Genomic DNA, 16,463 nt, shown 5'->3' on the forward strand with positions numbered 1-16,463 from the left:
ACCTGTGGAAGCCGGCCTTGCCAGCTATTGGTCGAGCATCCTCTGCAACGCTCGACAATCCGCCGCATGCCAGTCGGCCAGCTGCGGCCAGGGATTGTCCGGCAGGTTGACCAGAATCGTCCGCGCCCCCGCCGCCCGACCGCAATCCAGGTCAAAGCGATAATCGCCGACCATGATCATCTCGGTCGGCGCCACGTCCCAGGCTTTGGCCAGCTTCAACAAGCCACCCGGGTGCGGCTTGGGCGGGGCTTCATCACGGCCGACGATGTGCTCGACGGCAAAGCAGTCGGCCAGGCCGATCGCTTTCAGGGTGATGTGCGCCAGTTCACGGGCGTTACGGGTCAGAATGCCCAGTTGGCAACCGCGCGCCGCCAGATCGCGAACCAGCTCCACAGCGCCGGTGGCCGGGCGCGAACCGATCGCCAGCTCACGCTCATGCTCCAGCAGCCAGGCATGCTTGGCCGCGGCCTCGGCGGCCGGCAAAGCGGCCAGGTGGGTAAGGATGTCGTGCGTCTGCGGAATCTCCAGCGCCTCCTTGATCGCCGCAAAATCGTGCACGGCGACAGTCAGGGTGCCGTCCATGTCGAACACCCAGTGGCGAATTTGCTGCAGGCTCATTGCCAATCCTTGCGATGTCGAATCAGGCCTTCCTGGCACGACGACGCCACCAGTTGCCCGGCCTGGTTGTAGATGTTGCCGCGGGCAAAACCACGGGCATTGCCGGCCCATGGGCTGTCCATGGCATACAGCAGCCACTGGTCGGCACGCAGGTTACCGTGGAACCACAGCGCGTGGTCGAGGCTGGCGATCTGCATGTCTTTCTGCCACACCGATTTACCGTGGGGCAGCAGCGAGGTGGTCAGCAGGCCAAAATCTGACGCGTAAGCAAGCATGTACTTGTGCAGCGCCGGCACGTCCGGCAGGTTGCCATCGGCGCGGAACCAGACGTACTTCACCGGCTCGCCCGGCTTGGGGTTGAACGGATCCTCGGCGGTCACCGGGCGCATTTCGATCGGCTTGGCGCAGAGCATCTTGTCGCGGATCGCCTCAGGCAGGCGATCGGCCATGCGCTTGGCCAGTTCGACTTCCGACGGCAGGTTCTCCGGGCCGACCACCTTGGGCATCTGGCTCTGGTGCTCGAAGCCTTCTTCGTCGTACTGGAACGAGGCGCTGCAGGTGAAGATGGTCTGGCCCTTCTGGATCGCGGTCACCCGCCGGGTGCTGAAACTGCCGCCATCGCGCACACGGTCGACCGAATAGACCACCGGCATGCTGGCATCGCCCGGGCGCAGGAAGTAACCGTGCAACGAATGCACATGCCGCGCCTCCTCGACCGTCTGGCTGGCCGCCGACAGCGACTGGCCCAGCACCTGGCCGCCGTACAGCTGGCGGAAACCCAGGTCCTGGCTTCGCCCGCGGAACAGGTTTTCCTCGATCGATTCCAGGCTCAACAGGTCAACCAGATCGTCCAACACGTGGCTCATTCAAGATTCTCCAAGGCAATGCGCAACTGCAGCAAATAATACAGGGTTTGTCATTGCCGGCCTGTATGTTGTGCAATTCAGCCGCGCAGGGTGGCCTGCCACTGGGCGCGGTCGATGCGGTACAGCACGTGGGAGCGCAAGGGGTGGCCTGGCTCAAGTTTCGGGTGCTCGAAGCTGCCGGCCAGATCCTGCTGCATGCCGATGGCCTGCATGACTTTCTGCGACGCCAGGTTGCTTTGCGAGGTGAACGACACCACCTGCTCCAGGCCCAATTGCGCGAACGCGCAGCGCAGGCTGGTCCAGGCCGCTTCGCTGGCAAAGCCCAGCCCCCAGTGGCGTCGGGCCAGGCGCCAACCGATCTCCACGGCCGGGGCGAAGTCGGCATCAAAACTCACATTGAGCAGGCCGGTCATGCCGATGAAAGCGCCAGTGTCCTTGCGCTCCAGGGCCCACAGGCCATAGCCGTACTCATTGAAGTGACCACGAATACGGCCGATCAGCGCGGCGCTCTCCAACCGGGTCAACGGCGCAGGAAAATAGCGCATGACCATAGGGTCGGCGCACATGGCAGCAAATTCGGCGAGATCGTCATCCTGCCATTGGCGCAATTGCAGCCGTGCGCTTTCCAGTTGCAATATCGGGGTCATGCTCGGCTCCTTATCCACAGCCTGCAGTTTACAGCGTAGGCTGTTCATTGACTGCTGGCGTCCCGGTGCGGGTAGCACAACAAGGCAAGGAGCTGGCAAGATCAACGCTTGCTCTGACCAAGACCCCGCCATGCCCCTGCCGCTGATCTACCACGACGACTACAGCCCGGCGTTCCCTGCCGAACACCGTTTTCCGATGGACAAGTTCCGCCTGTTGCGCGATCACCTGGTCGCCAGCGGCCTGACCACGGATGCAGCGTTGCTACGCCCAGAAATCTGCCCCGACGACATCCTTGCCCTGGCCCATGACCGTGCCTACATCGAGCGCTACATGCACGGCGAGCTGTCGCGCGAAGACCAGCGCCGCCTCGGCCTGCCCTGGAGCGAAGCCTTGGCACGGCGTACCGTGCGCGCGGTGGGCGGCTCGCTGCTGGCCGCCGAGCAGGCGCTGGAGCACGGCATCGCCTGCCACCTGGCCGGCGGTACCCATCACGCCCATTACGATCACCCGGCCGGTTTCTGCATCTTCAATGACCTGGCGGTGATCAGCCATTACCTGCTTGAAGCCGGGCGGGTACACAAAGTGCTGATCTTCGATTGCGACGTGCACCAGGGCGACGGTACCGCGCGCATCCTCCATAACACCCCGGACGCCATTACCGTGTCACTGCATTGCGAGCAGAACTTCCCGGCGCGCAAGGCCGAAAGCGACTGGGACATTCCGCTGCCCCGCGGCATGGGTGACCAGGCTTACCTGAAGGTGGTCGATGACGCGCTCAATTACCTGCTGCCGCTATACCGCCCGGACCTGGTGCTGTACGACGCCGGGGTCGATGTGCACAAGGATGATGCTCTCGGCTACCTGCAACTCACCGACGAAGGCGTCGCGGCGCGCGACGAAAGCGTGCTGCGCCACTGCCTGGGGCGTGACATTCCGGTAGTCGGGGTGATTGGCGGAGGTTACAGCAAAGACCGCGAGGCCCTCGCCCGCCGTCATGGGATACTGCACCACAGCGCCAGCCGCGTGCTGGGTTACTCACAATGACTGTGGAACCGCCTGTGGATAACCTGCTGGAAACCCCCTCAACGCCTTTAACCACCTGGCCTTGAGCCTGCTGTTCATTTTTTGATCAGTGTTTCCGGGCGCCTCGCTAAGGTAGAATGCCGGCTCTTTTTCCCAGCTTGCAGCCGACCATGACCGACACCCGCGCCACCGACCGCCCACACGTTGCCATTATCGGAGGCGGGCCGGCCGGGCTGATGGCCGCCGAAGTGCTGAGCCAGGCCGGAGTCGCCGTCGAGTTGTACGACGCCATGCCCTCGGTGGGCCGCAAGTTCCTCCTGGCCGGGGTCGGTGGCATGAACATCACCCATTCCGAGCCTTACCCGGCGTTTATCTCCCGTTATGCCGAGCGCGCCGGCGAAGTCGCCCACCTGCTCGAAGGCTTCGATGCCGATGTGCTGCGCCAGTGGATTCACGACCTGGGTATCGAAACCTTTGTCGGCAGTTCCGGCCGGGTGTTCCCCCGCGACATGAAAGCCGCACCGTTGCTGCGCGCCTGGCTCAAGCGCCTGCGTGACGCCGGGGTAGTTATCCACACCCGCCATCGCTGGTTGGGCTGGAACACCGAGGGCGCCTTGCGGATCGCTTATCCACAGGGCGAACTGGCACTCAAGCCGGCCGCCACCGTGCTCGCGCTGGGCGGCGGCAGTTGGGCGCGGCTGGGTTCCGATGCCGCCTGGCTGCCCTGGCTACAGGCGCAGGGCGTGCAGATTGCGCCCTTGCAGGCGGCCAACAGCGGCTTCGAGGTCGAGGGCTGGAGCGCAGTGCTCAAGGACAAGTTTGCCGGCGCGCCGCTGAAGAACATCGCCCTGAGCCTTGATGGCCAGCCCCCGCGCCTGGGTGAGTGCGTGCTCACCGCCCAAGGCCTGGAAGGCAGCCTGGTGTATGCCTGGTCGGCGCAGATCCGCGAAGCGATCAACCGCGATGGTAGCGCCAGGGTGCTGATCGACCTGCTGCCCAACCGGCCTGTGGATAAAATCCAGCAGGCCCTGGCCAAACCGCGAGGTTCCCGCTCGATGGCCAAGCATCTGCACAGTCAGCTTGGCCTGGACGGGGTCAAGGCGGCGCTGCTGCGCGAGCAGACCGATCAACAGACCTTTGCCGACCCGACGTTGCTGGCGCAGGCGATCAAGGCCTTGCCGGTCACCCTGGTGCGCCCTCGCCCGCTGGATGAAGCGATCAGCAGTGCCGGTGGGGTGACCTTCGAAGCGCTGGATCAGCGCTTGATGCTCAAGCAACTGCCTGGGGTGTTCTGTGCCGGCGAGATGCTCGACTGGGAAGCGCCGACCGGCGGCTATCTGCTGACGGCCTGTTTTGCCAGTGGGCGCAAGGCCGGGCTGGGCTTGCTGGACTGGCTCAAGGCTTAAGGGAAGGCTTCGCCTTCCATCGCCGGCAAGTCCGGCTCCCACAGGTTATCGCTGCCCTCTGTAGGAGCGGGCTTGACCCGCGATGGCGTACTCAAGGCTTGCGCTTGCGCGGCCCGGTGTTGAAGGTCGGCACCTTGCGCACCGGCTTGGCCTGCGGCGCCGCTGCCGGCGCTTCTGCGCTGTCCAGCCAACGCCCGAGGCTGCGTTTGCTGCTGTTTTCCTTGGGCCTCTTCGGCTTTTTCGGCTTCTTCAGCACCTGGCCATTGGCATCGGTCATCGGCACTTTGTGGTCCGGAATGAAATCCGGCTCTTCATGGCGCGGCAAGGTCTTGCGGGTCAGGGTTTCAATCGCCGACAGCAGTTGAACCTCGTCGGCACACACCAGCGAAATCGCCTCACCACTGTTGCCCTTGCGCCCGGTACGACCGATGCGGTGAATGTAATCCTCGGCCACGATCGGCAGGTCGAAGTTGACCACCAGCGGCAAGTCGTCGATATCCAGCCCACGTGCTGCCACGTCGGTGGCAACCAGGATCTGGATCTCGCGGGCCTTGAAGCTGTCCAGGGCTCGCTGGCGAGTGGCCTGGGGCTTGTCGCCGTGAATACCGTCGGCGTTGACGCCCTGGCCACGCAGGCGCTCGACCAGTTGATCAACGCCATTGCGAGTCTTGGCGAACACCAGCACCTGCTTCCAGCGCTGCTTGCGCATCAGGTGGCTGAACAGCTCCGGTTTGCGCTTCTTGTCCACTGGCACGATCCACTGCTTGACGGTGCTGGCGGTGACGTTGCGCGGGCTGACTTCAATGCTCAACGGGTCATTGAGGGTCTGCGCGGCCAGTTGGCGGATCTCATCGGAGAACGTCGCCGAGAACAACAGGGTTTGCCGACGTGCCGGCAAGGCGGCGTATACCGCGCGCAGCTCTTCGGCAAAGCCCAGATCGAGCATGCGGTCGGCTTCATCGAGCACCAGCGCCTGCAACTGATTGAACTTCACCGCGTTCTGGCGAAACAGGTCGAGCAGCCGGCCCGGGGTGGCCACCAGCAAGTCGATACCCTTGCGCAGCTTCATCATCTGCGGGTTGATGCTGACGCCGCCATACACCGCATAGGTGCTCAGCGGCAGGTGCTCGGCGTATTCGCGAATGTTGGCGTGCACCTGTTCGGCCAGCTCGCGGGTCGGCACCAGCACCAGGGCGCGCACCGAATTGCTGGCAACCTTGGCCCCTTCCAGGGTCAGGCGCTGCAGCAGCGGCAGGGCAAAACCTGCGGTCTTGCCAGTGCCGGTCTGGGCGGCGGCCATCAGGTCGCGACCGGCCAGCACGGCAGGGATGGCCTGGGCCTGGACCGGCGTCGGGGTGTTGTAGCTCAGGCGCTCGAGCGCGCGCAGCAAGGGTTCGATCAGGCCGAGTTTGGCGAAAGTCATGGCAATACCGTATGGGGAATTCAGCAATGGCGGCAGTTTACCCTGTTCGCGCCCGGCGCGTGGCTTCGTCGGCTTTAACCCGGCTGCTCGAAGCGGACCTTGACCAGGCGATCAAGCCCTTCCCCAAGGAAGAACGAGAAGGGCCTGCCACTCTGGTATGCATAACTGCCACAGGCATCCAACACCGAAGGTTCGCGCCTGATGAAGTAGGAATACGGGCTATACCTGATGGTACCGAGCGAGCCGAACTCGAACACCAGGCGATCGGCCTGGGCTCTTTCCTGTACCGCCTCGGGTCGCAGGATACGCACTCGCATACCGCCCATTTCCAGACGTTCGAGCAGGTTGCGATCATCGAGAAACAGCTGTGCAGGCGCCTGGAGCTGCTCACCACCGGGGGTGCGCAGTTTCATTTCACCCCGCAGGTCCGCGCCACTGACATCGAATTCGGTCACTTCAAAGGGCAAGGCCGCAAGCAGCCTGGCATTGGCTTCGCAGATCATCTCGGCCTGCAGGCGCTGATCAACTGGCGGGCCCTCGATGCGCCGCAGACGCACATCGGTCCCTGGCAAAAAACTGAACTGCAAAGTCAGGCTCACTTCACCCTGCGCAACGATGTCTTTTGACGCAGGACCAAAATCATAAACGCCCAAGCCCAACTGCCTGGCCTGGCGCATGTCGACCACCAGCCGGCCACTGAGCAGGGCCGTCTCTCGAGCCGGCTCGAAGGACTCGAAAAGCGCCCGCAAATCCTGACGCTGCCTGGCATTCAGGGCATCGTCAGCAAAACGTACCTGCAGCGCTCGCGTGCTGTCGGGGTCGAGTACCAGTTCGATCTGTTGCGAATCGATCTGCAGCTCCGCCAGGGCTTGTTGCAAAGCTTGCAGGTAACGCGGATCGATTTCGTCAGTACTGTTTTCACGGGTGACCGACTCCTGGAAATACAGGGTCATGAAGGTCTTCCTGTCGTCGCGAAGCATGACTATGCACACCGCTATCAGCGCCATGTAGCCAACGATCTTCACTGCCTCCTTGGCAAAACGTCCTTTCATTTACAGAGTTCACCTTCCATGTCGCCAACGGGTTTGGCTTTTTCCACTGCCGGTCGGCGCCACTGCGGCACACCGATCAACACCACGGCGCCAATGATAACCGCCATTGCCACGCATTCCTCGTAACCGATCTGTTCACCGGCAAAAACAATACCCAGTAACACCGCCACCGCCGGGTTGACATAGGCATAGCTGGTGGCAGCGGCCGGGCGCACGTGCTTGAGCAGGTACATATAGGCGCTGAAGGCCAGGATCGAGCCAAAGAACACCAGGTAGGCCAGCGCGCCCCAACCGGCCGCGGTGGGCATCTGGGTCATGCGTTCGCCGCTCAACACGCTGCCGAGCAGCAGGACCACGCCGCCGACGAGCATTTCTGCGGCACTGGCCATCGGCCCCTGGGGCAACGGCAGGCTTTTGCTCCATACCGAGCCAAAGGCCCAGGAGGCGGCGGCAAACAGGATCAGCGCGGCACCGACAGGACTGGCCTGCAGGTTGGAGCCCAGGTTGAGCAAGGCGATGCCAACCAGGCCGAGGACGATCCCGGCCCATTCCAGGCGGGTGTTGCGATGGCCCCAGAGCAGGCCGAACATCAAGGTGAACAGCGGCACCGTGGCCACTGCCAGTGCCGCCACACCAGAGGCCACGCCCGCATGTTCGGCCAGGGTCACGCCACCGTTGCCGCAACTGAGCAGCAAGACGCCGATGACACCCGCCGCCCGCCATTGCGGCCAGGTCGGTGCCGGCACCCCGCGCCAGCGCAAAAAGCCATAGAGCAAGGAACCGGCGATGACAAATCGCACCCCGGCCATCAGCAACGGCGGCCAGGACTCGACGCCGATGCGAATCACCAGGTAGGTCGAGCCCCAGACCAGGTACAAGGCGAGAAAGGCGCCAATCAAAACTAACGGGAAGCGACGGGAGGCAGGCATGGGGGGCTCGAATTATCGTTGTCGGGCAGTTAGTTTAGAAAGGCGGCACGCTAAACATAAGTTACAAAACCTGTTTAAACCAACCGTACACTTTTGAAAAAACGGTTCTTATGGCCTTGCGCCTTTGAATCGACAATCACCCTCTGGAAGCCCATGGACAAGTACGATCGCATGCTCCTCAGCGCCCTGCTGGACAACGGCCGCGCCTCCTTCGCCGAGCTCGCGCGCAAGGTCAATCTCTCCGCCCCGGCGGTGGCTGAACGGGTGGCCAAGCTTGAGGCCAGCGGGGTGATTACCGGCTATCAGGCCAAGGTCGACCTGGAGAAGATCGGCCTGCCGATCCAGTGCGTGATCGAGCTGCGCCTGGCCAGCCATGGCAACCAGCAGACCTTTGAGGAGCTCACGCAGATCCCGCAACTGACCGAGTGCCACCGGGTGACCGGCGACCCCTGCGTGATCATGCAGGCGGCCGTGGCCTCGATGCCGGAGCTGGAGGAACTGATCAACCGCATCGCCCAGTTCGGCTTCAGCAAGACCTCGATCATTCTCTCCAGCGCCGTGGAGCGGCGCCTGCCGCTGGGCCACCTGGAGCCCAACGGCAAGAAGGCCTAGCGATAGACTTTCAGCGCTTCGCCGATCTTCGCCGCGGGGACTTTCTGCAGGCTGCAGAACAACTGGTGGGAGACACCGTTGACGCCCTGCTGGCGCAATTGCCCGGCCAGGTGCTGGGCCAGGTTGGCGGCCATTTCAGCATCGGCCATGGCCCGGTGCGCGGTACCGGTATCAGGCAGGCCGGCCCAACGGGTCAGGGTGCCCAATTTGTGGTTAGGCGCCGAGGGCATCAGGCGTCGCGCCAGCAACATCGAGCAGGCGAACCGCTGGCTGCGGCTACGGCCGATCTGCGACAGCTCGTAGTCCCAGAACTTCTGGTCGAACGAGGCGTTGTGGGCGAGCATCGGCGTATCGCCGACGAACTCGGCCACCTCGTTCATCACCCGGGCAATCGGCGGCGCACTGCGCAGCATGGCGGTGGTGATGCCGGTCAAGCCGGCGACAAACGCCGGTACCGGCACCCCGGCATTCATCAGGCTTTGATAGCGCTCGACGATGCGCCCGCGCTCCAGCATGACCACCGCCACCTCCGTGGCCCGGCAACCGGCACCGGGTGAAATGCCGGTGGTTTCAAAGTCGATGACAGCGATACGTTCCAAAACGACAACCTCAGAAATCTTAATGCTTGAGCAGCAGGCTGCCCTCGATGGGCACATAACGGCTGGCAGCGCGAATCAGTGAATTGGCGGTCAGCCCCGGTACGCCATAGGCGACGGCCTGAATGCCGTGACGGCTGATGACCCGCTCGAGCAGCAGGTCGAAATCACCATCACCGGAGGCCAGCACCACCTCGTCGACCCGCGCGGCGGCGTCGATCACATCAAGGGTGATGCCCACGTCCCAGTCGCCCTTGGCCGAGCCGTCGCTGCGCTGGATATAGGGTTTGAGTTTGACCGTGAAACCGAGGTTGCGCAGGATCTGCTGAAACTGCTGTTGCTTGCTGTCGCCGCGGTCGATCGCGTAGGCCACCGCTTCGACGATCTGCCCGTGCTGGCTGATGTCGGCCCACAGCGCCGCATAGTTGAAGTGGCAACCGTAGGCCTGGCGCACGGTGTAGTAGAGGTTTTGCACATCGGCGAATACCGCGATCTTCTTCACCGCTTTTCCTCATGGCGCACAGCGCTGTTGCCGGCCGCCGCACACCGGGGCCGTTTCGGCGCCCAGTATGCCAGCCTGCGGGCCATGCGGGTAAGCGCGGTCAGACGAAGCTGTCGTCGTCGCCGCCGAAGAAGCCGCCGTCGTCGCTGCCGTAGTCGCTGTCCATGAAGCCGCCCTGGTCATTGCCGTAGCTGCCGTTGTCGGCGGTCAGGCGCTGCTCGTCATTGCTGCCCCAGCCACTGGTGTCGCTGGCCGGCGCCGGTTCTTCCTTGATTACTTCGACCACCTCTTCAGGCTGTGAGTGATGGTTGAACAGGCTGCTGATGCCTTGCGCCAGCATCACCCCGCCCGCCACACCGGCAGCGGTTTGCAGTGCGCCACCGAGGAAGCTGCTGGCCCCACTGCGGGCGGGAGCCTGGGCCGGTGCGGCGTTGAAGCCCTGCTGTTGCGCTGGCGGGTTGAATGACGGGCGCGACGGTTCGCGCCAACCGCCGCCACTGACTGGCGGGTTGGCCGGGGCCTGGCTCTGCAGCGGCTGTGGATCACGGGTGCCGCTGCCGAAGATACTCGACAAAAAGCCGCCACTGCTGCTCGGTGCGGTGGCTGCAACCTGGGCCTTGGCCTGCTTCAGCTCGGCCTGCAGTTGCTGGTTCTGTTCGTCCAGGCGCTTGAGCGCCGCTTCCTGCACCAGGATCGCCTGAGCCATGTAGTAAGGCGCCGCCGGTTGCTGCTGCAGGTGTTCGGCAATGCGTGCCTGGGCCTGGGCATCGCGTGGCACGGCCGGGTCCTCGGCTTGCTTGAGTCGACCGAACAGGCCGTCGATCAGGGTTTGTTCTTCACTGTTCATGGGCAACCTCACTGCAAAACCGGAAAAATCGAGTACAGGTAAAATGGGGTGCCAGGACGATAGATTCAACACAAGCCGGGATTAAACTTTCTTCAGGTTGGCCAGCGCCTGGGCTAAAGTGACGCCCTGCTTTTCTTCAATGCGATATCGACCGATGAATCCGCTTAGTGTTCTGCGCGACTCCGTGTATTTCTTCCGCCGCCACCTGCTGAGCATTGCCCAGCTGTGCCTGCCGCTGGTGGTGCTCGAAGCGCTGTGCACCCAGCTGCTGAACCAGCAACTGGGCGAGGATGCCTCTCCAGGCTACGGCATGCTGGTCAGCCTGCTGTTCTACCCGTTGTACAGCGCCGCGCTGATCCTCTACCTCGACACCCGCAGCAACGGCTACACCCCGCTCAAGCGCAACCTGCTGGCCATGGCCTTGCGCCTGTGGCCGTCATTCGCCCTGATGGTGATGCTCAGCTCGCTGCTGATCATGGCCGGCGCCGCGCTGTTCATCATTCCCGGCATCTGGGTGATGATCCACCTGGTGTTTGCCGAATACGCCCTGGTGCTGCGTGGCCTGCCACCGATCGAAGCCATGCGTACCAGCTTTCAGATGACCACCGGCAACTTCTGGCGCATCTTCAGCTGCATCCTCGGCGTGCTGGCACCGCTGTGGCTGATCGACGGCCTGAGCATGATGCTGGTGCCCGAGCCTTCGCCGCTGGCGCAACTGGCCCTCGACAGTGCCAACGGCTTCCTGCAGCTGTTCAGCACCGTGGTGATGTTCCGCCTGTACATGCTGGTCAGCGAACCGATTGCAGAGCCACCGGTATCCTGACTGGTTAGCGGACGAACGGCTCGGGTATGCTTGGCAGTGACCTGCCAAGCCAAGCCGAGCCGATGACCCGACTACTGCGCAACGCACTGCTGACCCTGCTTGTTCTGTTCGCCCTGCTGTGGCTGCTGGCCACGCAGTTGAGCTGGCAACCCGAGCCGCGCGAAACCCTGCCGGTTAGCTGTCGCGCCAGCAATGCAGCGCTGGTGCCGGGCCAGGTGCTCAAGGTGATGACCTGGAACGTGCAGTACCTGGCCGGCAAACGCTACGTGTTCTGGTACGACCAGGGCCGTGGCGAAGACACCCGCCCTACCGCCGAAGACCTCGCCTTCAACCTCGATGAAGTGGCACGGGTGATCCGCGCCGAACAGCCGGACATCGTCCTGCTCCAGGAGCTGGACAACAACGCCAAGGCCAGCGACTACCAGGACCAGCTGGCACTGCTGCGCGAGCGTCTGGTGGATATCTATCCGTGCGCGGTGCAGGCCTACGACTGGAAAGCCGATTTCGTCCCCGACTGGCATATTTTCGGCAGCGTCGGCCGCAGCCTGGCGACCCTGAGCCGCTACCCGATCAAGCAGGCCGAACGCGTGCAATTGCCGGTCGCCGCCGGCAACGCCCTGCAGCGCTTGCTGCAACCTCAGCAAGCCATCCTTGCCAGCTACCTGCCACTGCGCGACGGCGGCCCGTTAGCGGTCCTCAACACCCGCCTCGCCCCCTTCGAGGCGGGCAGCGATATCCAGCGCCAGCAGGTGCAACAGCTAACGCGACTGCTCGACAAGCTCGAAAGCCAGGGCACCCCCTGGTTGATCGGCGGCGACTTCAACCTGCTGCCGCTCGGCCAGTACCGGCGCCTGCCGGCCGAACTGCGCGGTCAGTACAGCGCCGACAGCGATTTGCACCTGCTCTGGGACAAGTACCCGATGATCCCCAGCAATGCCGAAGCCAGCGGCGCCGACCGCGCGGCCTGGCTGACCCACTACCCCAACGACCCTAATCTGCAGGGGCCGGACCGCACCCTCGATTATTTGTTGCACAGCCCGAAGCTGCAGCGTTTGGAGGCACGGGTGATTCAGCAGGACACCCTGGAGATCTCCGATCACCTGCCGGTGACGGCGCGCTTGTTGTTGCCTGCGCAACCGTAATTATTTGCGTGGCTTGGCCCGCGCGGTAGCCTCGGCGACCAAAGGGTCATCCGGCCAATAGTGCTTGGGGTAGCGCCCCTTCAGATCCTTCTTCACCTCGGCGTAGGTGCTGCGCCAGAAGTTGGCCAAATCCTGGGTCACCTGCACCGGCCGCCGCGCGGGCGACAGCAGGTGCAGCAAGACCTGTTGCCGTCCCTGGGCAATACGTGGGGTTTCGGCCAGGCCGAACAGCTCCTGCAGGCGCACAGCGAGGATCGGCGGGGTTTCGCTGTAATCCAGGCGGATGTTCGAACCCGATGGCACACTCAGGTGCACCGGCGCCCATTCATCCAGGCGCTGGGGCAGCGGCCAGGGCAGCAGGTTGCGCAGGATCGACGAGAGGTCGAGCTGGGTGAAATGGCTCAGGCGGGTGACCTTGCCCAGGTAGGGCTGCAGCCAGTCGCCAAGGCTGGCCAGCAGCGCGGCATCGCTCAGGTCCGGCCATTGGCTCTCACCCTGGGTTGCCAGGTCGAGTTGGCGCAACAGCGCCACGCGCGCCTGCCACTGGCGCAGCTCGGGGGTCCACGACAGCAGCTCCAGGCCTTTGCGCCGCACCAGTTCCAGCAGCGCGCGGGCGCGGGCGTCTTCATCCAGGCCGGTCAGCGGCTCTCGGCTGAGCACCAGCTCACCGACCTTGCGTTGACGTTCGGCACGCAACACGTTTTCGCGTTCGTCCCAGTCGAGGATATCCAGGCTGCGCACCTGTTCGGCCAGGACCCCGTCGAACAACGCCGGGTCGAAATCGGCGGCCAGATAAATGCGCTCCTCGCGCTGGCCCTGACGGCTACCCAGGTCGGCGATCACCAGCCACGGATGTTTCATCAAGGCATCGGCTTCGCCGAACAGCGCGGCACGGCCGTTGGCCAGGCGATATTCAGCACCGCCGGCACGCCGCTGTTGGGCAACCCGGTCCGGGTAGGCCAGCGCCAGCAAGGCACCCAGCCAGCGCGAATGGTCAGGGTCGGCTACAGCTGAAGTGGCTTTGCCACGTAAATAGCCACGGTACTGACGGGCCAGTTGCCGGGCGCGCTGCACACCGCCCTGCCCGCCTTTGGCCGCGCGGGTTTCGCCGCTGAGCAGGGCCAGGCGGTTGTGCAGGTCGGCACCGCCGCCACGCAGGATGTCGCGCTCACCGAGCAATGCGGCGACATCACAAGCCATGTCGGCCAGGCCCAGGTCCTGGCCGCGCAGCAGCAGGTGGGCGATGCGCGGATGCGCCGGCAATTCGGCCATGGCCTGGCCGTGGATGCTGAGGCTGTCCTGGCTGTCGGCCTTGAACGCGCCCAAGCGCTGCAACAGATCCAGCGCCTGGCCGTAGGCGGCAGCTGGCGGCTGGTCGAGCCAGCGCAGTTGCTCGGGGACGACGCCCCAGCGCGACAACTGCAAGGCCAGGCCGGCCAAATCGGCCTGGAGGATCTCGGCAGCGCCGTACGCCGCCAATTGCTCATGCTGGGCTTCGGACCACAAGCGGTAGCACACGCCGGGCTCTAGCCGTCCGGCCCGGCCGGCGCGCTGGGTGGCGCTGGCGCGGGAGATACGCTGGGTGTCCAGGCGGGTCATGCCACTACCGGGGTCGAAGCGCGGCACCCGGGCAAGGCCGGCATCGACCACCACCCGCACACCATCGATGGTCAGGCTGGTCTCGGCGATGTTGGTCGCCAGCACCACCTTGCGCAGGCCGGCGGGTGGCGTGTCGATGGCAGCGCGCTGGGCATTGAGGTCAAGCTCGCCGTGCAGTGGGCAGAGCAAGATGTCACGGCGCTCACCGAGGGCGTCCTGCAGGGCCTGATTCACACGGCGAATCTCCGCCTGTCCCGGCAGGAACACCAGCACGCTGCCCGACTCATCAGTGATGGCCTGGAGCACCGTATCGACCACCCGCGGCTCGATGAACTCGCCCGGCTGGAAGGGGCGGCCCCACCGCACATCGACCGGGTACATGCGCCCTTCGCTGCTGACTACCGGGGCGTCGTCGAGCAGGCTCGACAGACGCTCGCCCTCAAGGGTCGCCGACATCAGCAGGATTTTCAGCGGCGGCTCATCGCGCAACAGCTCACGACCGTTGAGGCTCAGGGCCAGGGCCAGGTCGGCATCGAGGCTGCGCTCGTGGAATTCATCGAAGATCAGCAGGCCCACGCCATCCAGGGCTGGATCGGCCTGCAGGCGACGGGTGAGAATCCCTTCGGTGACCACCTCGATCCGCGTGTTCGGGCCAACCTTGCTGTCCAGGCGAATGCGGTAACCGACCGTTTGCCCGACCTGCTCGCCCAGCTCACTGGCCAGCCGCTCGGCTGCCGCCCGTGCCGCCAGGCGCCGCGGTTCAAGCATGAGGATGCGCTGCCCGGCCAGCCACGGCTCATCGAGCAGCGCCAGCGGTACACGGGTGGTCTTGCCAGCGCCGGGGGGCGCTTCGAGCACTGCTTCGTGGCGCTGGCCCAAGGCCTCGCGCAAGGCCGGCAGTACGGCATCGATCGGTAATGATTTCATGGTGGTCCTCAAACAATCCGCCGAGTATAACGGCGAACCGAGCCCGCCTTATCATGGTCTTAGCTGTAGATACCGGCTCTTTGCCTGTATCGTTGTGGCCTTCATTCCGGAGATTTCCATGCGTATTCCCTCCCGTGTCATTGGCGGCGTCGTGGTCGCCACCCTGCTGACCCAACTGACGGCCTGCGGCACCCTGTTCTTTCCCGATCGGCGCGGCCAGATCGAAGGCAAGATCGACCCGGTGGTCGCCGCCCTCGACGCTATCGGCATCCTCTTCTATGTGATTCCCGGCCTGATCGCCTTTGGCATCGACTTCGCCACCGGCGCCATCTACCTGCCTGGCGGCACCACGGCCCAGGTCGCGCCCGAGAAGCTCAATGAAGCCATCAGCGCCGACGGCAAAGTCGACAACAGCAAGCTGCAGGCTATTCTCGAAAGCGAACTGGGCCAGCGCCTGCCACTCAACGACCCGCGCCTGATCCAGCACAAGGGCAGCGTCGAACAACTGGCCATGTATGGCCTCAAGCCCGCGGCTTGACCTCTGACAGGAAGCCACCTTCGGCATGACTCCCTCGGCTGAACACCAACGCCTGCTGCGCCTGGCCACCCGCGCCTCGCTGGCGGTGGCCAGTATCCTGATCCTGACCAAGGCGGTGGCCTGGTGGCTCAGCGGTTCGGTCAGCCTGCTGGCCGGGCTGACCGATTCGGCCCTCGATGGCGTGGCGTCTTTCCTCAATTTGCTGGCGGTGCACTATGCCCTGCGCCCGGCCGATGACGATCATCGCTACGGCCACGGCAAGGCCGAGGCCATGGCGGGCATGGCCCAGGCGCTGTTCATTGCCGTCAGTGCGGTGCTGATAGGCGTGCAGGCGGTGGAGCGGCTGCAGAATCCACAACCGCTGGCAGAAACCGGCGTTGGCATTGCAGTGATGGTGCTGTCACTGGTGCTGACCATTGCCTTGCTGATGCTGCAGGGCAAGGTAATCCGCATCACCGGCTCAAACGCGGTGCGCGCCGACTCACTGCATTACCGTTCAGACCTGCTGCTCAACGGCAGCATTCTGGTAGCCCTGGTGCTGGCGCGCTTCGGCTGGCCGCAGCTGGATGCGATTTTCGGCCTGGGCATCGCCCTGTACATCCTCTGGAGCGCCCTGCAGATTGGGCGCGAGAGCAGCTCGATCCTGATGGACCAGGAACTGCCCAGTGACATCAGCGAGCAGATGCTGGCGCTGGCCTGCAGTGTGCCCGGGGTGTGTGGCGCCCATGACTTGCGCACGCGGGTATCGGGTAGCCACTGGTTTGTGCAATTGCACCTGGAGTTGCCCGGGGACCTGCCGCTGACCCAGGCCCATGCCTTGTGTGACCAGGCTGCGGCGGCGATCAACAGCCAGTATCCGAAGGCGGAAGTACTGGTGCATGCGGATCCGGTGATGTGAGGCCATTGGCAAGG

At 64.2% G+C, this 16,463-nt stretch carries 17 protein-coding genes; 7 read left to right on the plus strand and 10 right to left on the minus strand.

Annotation, left to right across the window (positions count from 1 at the left end; all coding sequences use genetic code 11):
• Positions 1 to 24 precede the first annotated feature (24 nt).
• The 3 genes from BV82_RS23350 to BV82_RS23360 all read right to left on the minus strand — a co-directional run bounded on the left by BV82_RS23350 (position 25) and on the right by BV82_RS23360 (position 2,131).
• Positions 25 to 618: an HAD family hydrolase gene (locus BV82_RS23350; protein ID WP_010222946.1), complete on the minus strand. Its 594-nt coding sequence runs from the start codon at positions 616 to 618 to the stop codon at positions 25 to 27.
• Positions 615 to 1,484: an acyl-CoA thioesterase II gene (tesB, locus tag BV82_RS23355; RefSeq protein WP_010222945.1), complete on the minus strand. Its 870-nt coding sequence runs from the start codon at positions 1,482 to 1,484 to the stop codon at positions 615 to 617. Before tesB ends, BV82_RS23350 begins: the two co-directional genes overlap by 4 nt.
• 77 nt (positions 1,485 to 1,561) lie before the next feature.
• Positions 1,562 to 2,131 (minus strand): GNAT family N-acetyltransferase, encoded by a 570-nt coding sequence (locus tag BV82_RS23360; protein WP_036996934.1) that lies wholly within the window; start codon positions 2,129 to 2,131, stop codon positions 1,562 to 1,564.
• Positions 2,132 to 2,261: 130 nt separating this feature from the next.
• Between BV82_RS23360 and BV82_RS23365 the strand changes: the two genes are divergently transcribed.
• Both BV82_RS23365 and BV82_RS23370 read left to right on the plus strand, forming a co-directional pair.
• A complete protein-coding gene (locus tag BV82_RS23365) occupies positions 2,262 to 3,176 on the plus strand; it encodes a histone deacetylase family protein (protein ID WP_010222943.1) in 915 nt (304 codons plus the stop codon).
• Positions 3,177 to 3,325: 149 nt separating this feature from the next.
• A complete protein-coding gene (locus BV82_RS23370) occupies positions 3,326 to 4,561 on the plus strand; it encodes a TIGR03862 family flavoprotein (protein ID WP_103143308.1) in 1,236 nt (411 codons plus the stop codon).
• Positions 4,562 to 4,652: 91 nt separating this feature from the next.
• Here the strand turns inward: BV82_RS23370 and BV82_RS23375 are convergent, their stop codons facing one another.
• The 3 genes from BV82_RS23375 to yedA form a co-directional block, all read right to left on the minus strand.
• The gene (locus BV82_RS23375; RefSeq protein ID WP_036996938.1) at positions 4,653 to 5,984 is read right to left on the minus strand and encodes an RNA helicase RhlE1; all 1,332 of its coding nucleotides are present in this window, start codon (positions 5,982 to 5,984) and stop codon (positions 4,653 to 4,655) included.
• Positions 5,985 to 6,058: 74 nt separating this feature from the next.
• Positions 6,059 to 7,036, minus strand: a complete 978-nt coding sequence (locus BV82_RS23380) for a hypothetical protein (RefSeq protein ID WP_036996940.1) — start codon at positions 7,034 to 7,036, stop codon at positions 6,059 to 6,061.
• A complete protein-coding gene (gene yedA, locus BV82_RS23385) occupies positions 7,033 to 7,965 on the minus strand; it encodes a drug/metabolite exporter YedA (protein ID WP_010222939.1) in 933 nt (310 codons plus the stop codon). Before yedA ends, BV82_RS23380 begins: the two co-directional genes overlap by 4 nt.
• A gap of 153 nt (positions 7,966 to 8,118) precedes the next feature.
• On the opposite strand from yedA, the gene BV82_RS23390 reads away from it, so the two are divergent.
• On the plus strand, positions 8,119 to 8,577 hold the full coding sequence (locus BV82_RS23390; protein WP_036996942.1) for an Lrp/AsnC family transcriptional regulator: 459 nt from the start codon (positions 8,119 to 8,121) through the stop codon (positions 8,575 to 8,577).
• On the opposite strand, the gene BV82_RS23395 is transcribed toward BV82_RS23390, so the two are convergent.
• The 3 genes from BV82_RS23395 to BV82_RS23405 all read right to left on the minus strand — a co-directional run bounded on the left by BV82_RS23395 (position 8,574) and on the right by BV82_RS23405 (position 10,522).
• Positions 8,574 to 9,176 (minus strand): 3'-5' exonuclease, encoded by a 603-nt coding sequence (locus BV82_RS23395; protein WP_036996943.1) that lies wholly within the window; start codon positions 9,174 to 9,176, stop codon positions 8,574 to 8,576. The genes BV82_RS23390 and BV82_RS23395 overlap by 4 nt on opposite strands.
• A gap of 19 nt (positions 9,177 to 9,195) precedes the next feature.
• Positions 9,196 to 9,675, minus strand: a complete 480-nt coding sequence (locus BV82_RS23400) for a LabA-like NYN domain-containing protein (protein WP_036996945.1) — start codon at positions 9,673 to 9,675, stop codon at positions 9,196 to 9,198.
• Positions 9,676 to 9,775: 100 nt separating this feature from the next.
• A complete protein-coding gene (locus tag BV82_RS23405; RefSeq protein ID WP_036996946.1) occupies positions 9,776 to 10,522 on the minus strand; it encodes a DUF2076 domain-containing protein in 747 nt (248 codons plus the stop codon).
• A 154-nt stretch (positions 10,523 to 10,676) separates the two neighbouring features.
• Between BV82_RS23405 and BV82_RS23410 the strand changes: the two genes are divergently transcribed.
• Both BV82_RS23410 and BV82_RS23415 read left to right on the plus strand, forming a co-directional pair.
• The gene (locus BV82_RS23410; RefSeq protein WP_010222933.1) at positions 10,677 to 11,345 is read left to right on the plus strand and encodes a DUF7847 domain-containing protein; all 669 of its coding nucleotides are present in this window, start codon (positions 10,677 to 10,679) and stop codon (positions 11,343 to 11,345) included.
• A gap of 62 nt (positions 11,346 to 11,407) precedes the next feature.
• Positions 11,408 to 12,487 (plus strand): endonuclease/exonuclease/phosphatase family protein, encoded by a 1,080-nt coding sequence (locus BV82_RS23415; RefSeq protein WP_036996958.1) that lies wholly within the window; start codon positions 11,408 to 11,410, stop codon positions 12,485 to 12,487.
• On the opposite strand, the gene hrpB is transcribed toward BV82_RS23415, so the two are convergent.
• Positions 12,488 to 15,013: an ATP-dependent helicase HrpB gene (gene hrpB, locus BV82_RS23420; RefSeq protein WP_036996948.1), complete on the minus strand. Its 2,526-nt coding sequence runs from the start codon at positions 15,011 to 15,013 to the stop codon at positions 12,488 to 12,490.
• Between the two features lie 118 nt (positions 15,014 to 15,131).
• On the opposite strand from hrpB, the gene BV82_RS23425 reads away from it, so the two are divergent.
• The gene (locus tag BV82_RS23425; RefSeq protein WP_010222930.1) at positions 15,132 to 15,551 is read left to right on the plus strand and encodes a hypothetical protein; all 420 of its coding nucleotides are present in this window, start codon (positions 15,132 to 15,134) and stop codon (positions 15,549 to 15,551) included.
• Between the two features lie 25 nt (positions 15,552 to 15,576).
• Positions 15,577 to 16,449: a cation diffusion facilitator family transporter gene (locus BV82_RS23430; protein ID WP_010222929.1), complete on the plus strand. Its 873-nt coding sequence runs from the start codon at positions 15,577 to 15,579 to the stop codon at positions 16,447 to 16,449.
• The last annotated feature ends 14 nt before the right edge of the window (positions 16,450 to 16,463 follow it).

The sequence above is a fragment of the Pseudomonas donghuensis genome (assembly GCF_000696345.2).
GTDB lineage: Bacteria > Pseudomonadota > Gammaproteobacteria > Pseudomonadales > Pseudomonadaceae > Aquipseudomonas > Aquipseudomonas donghuensis.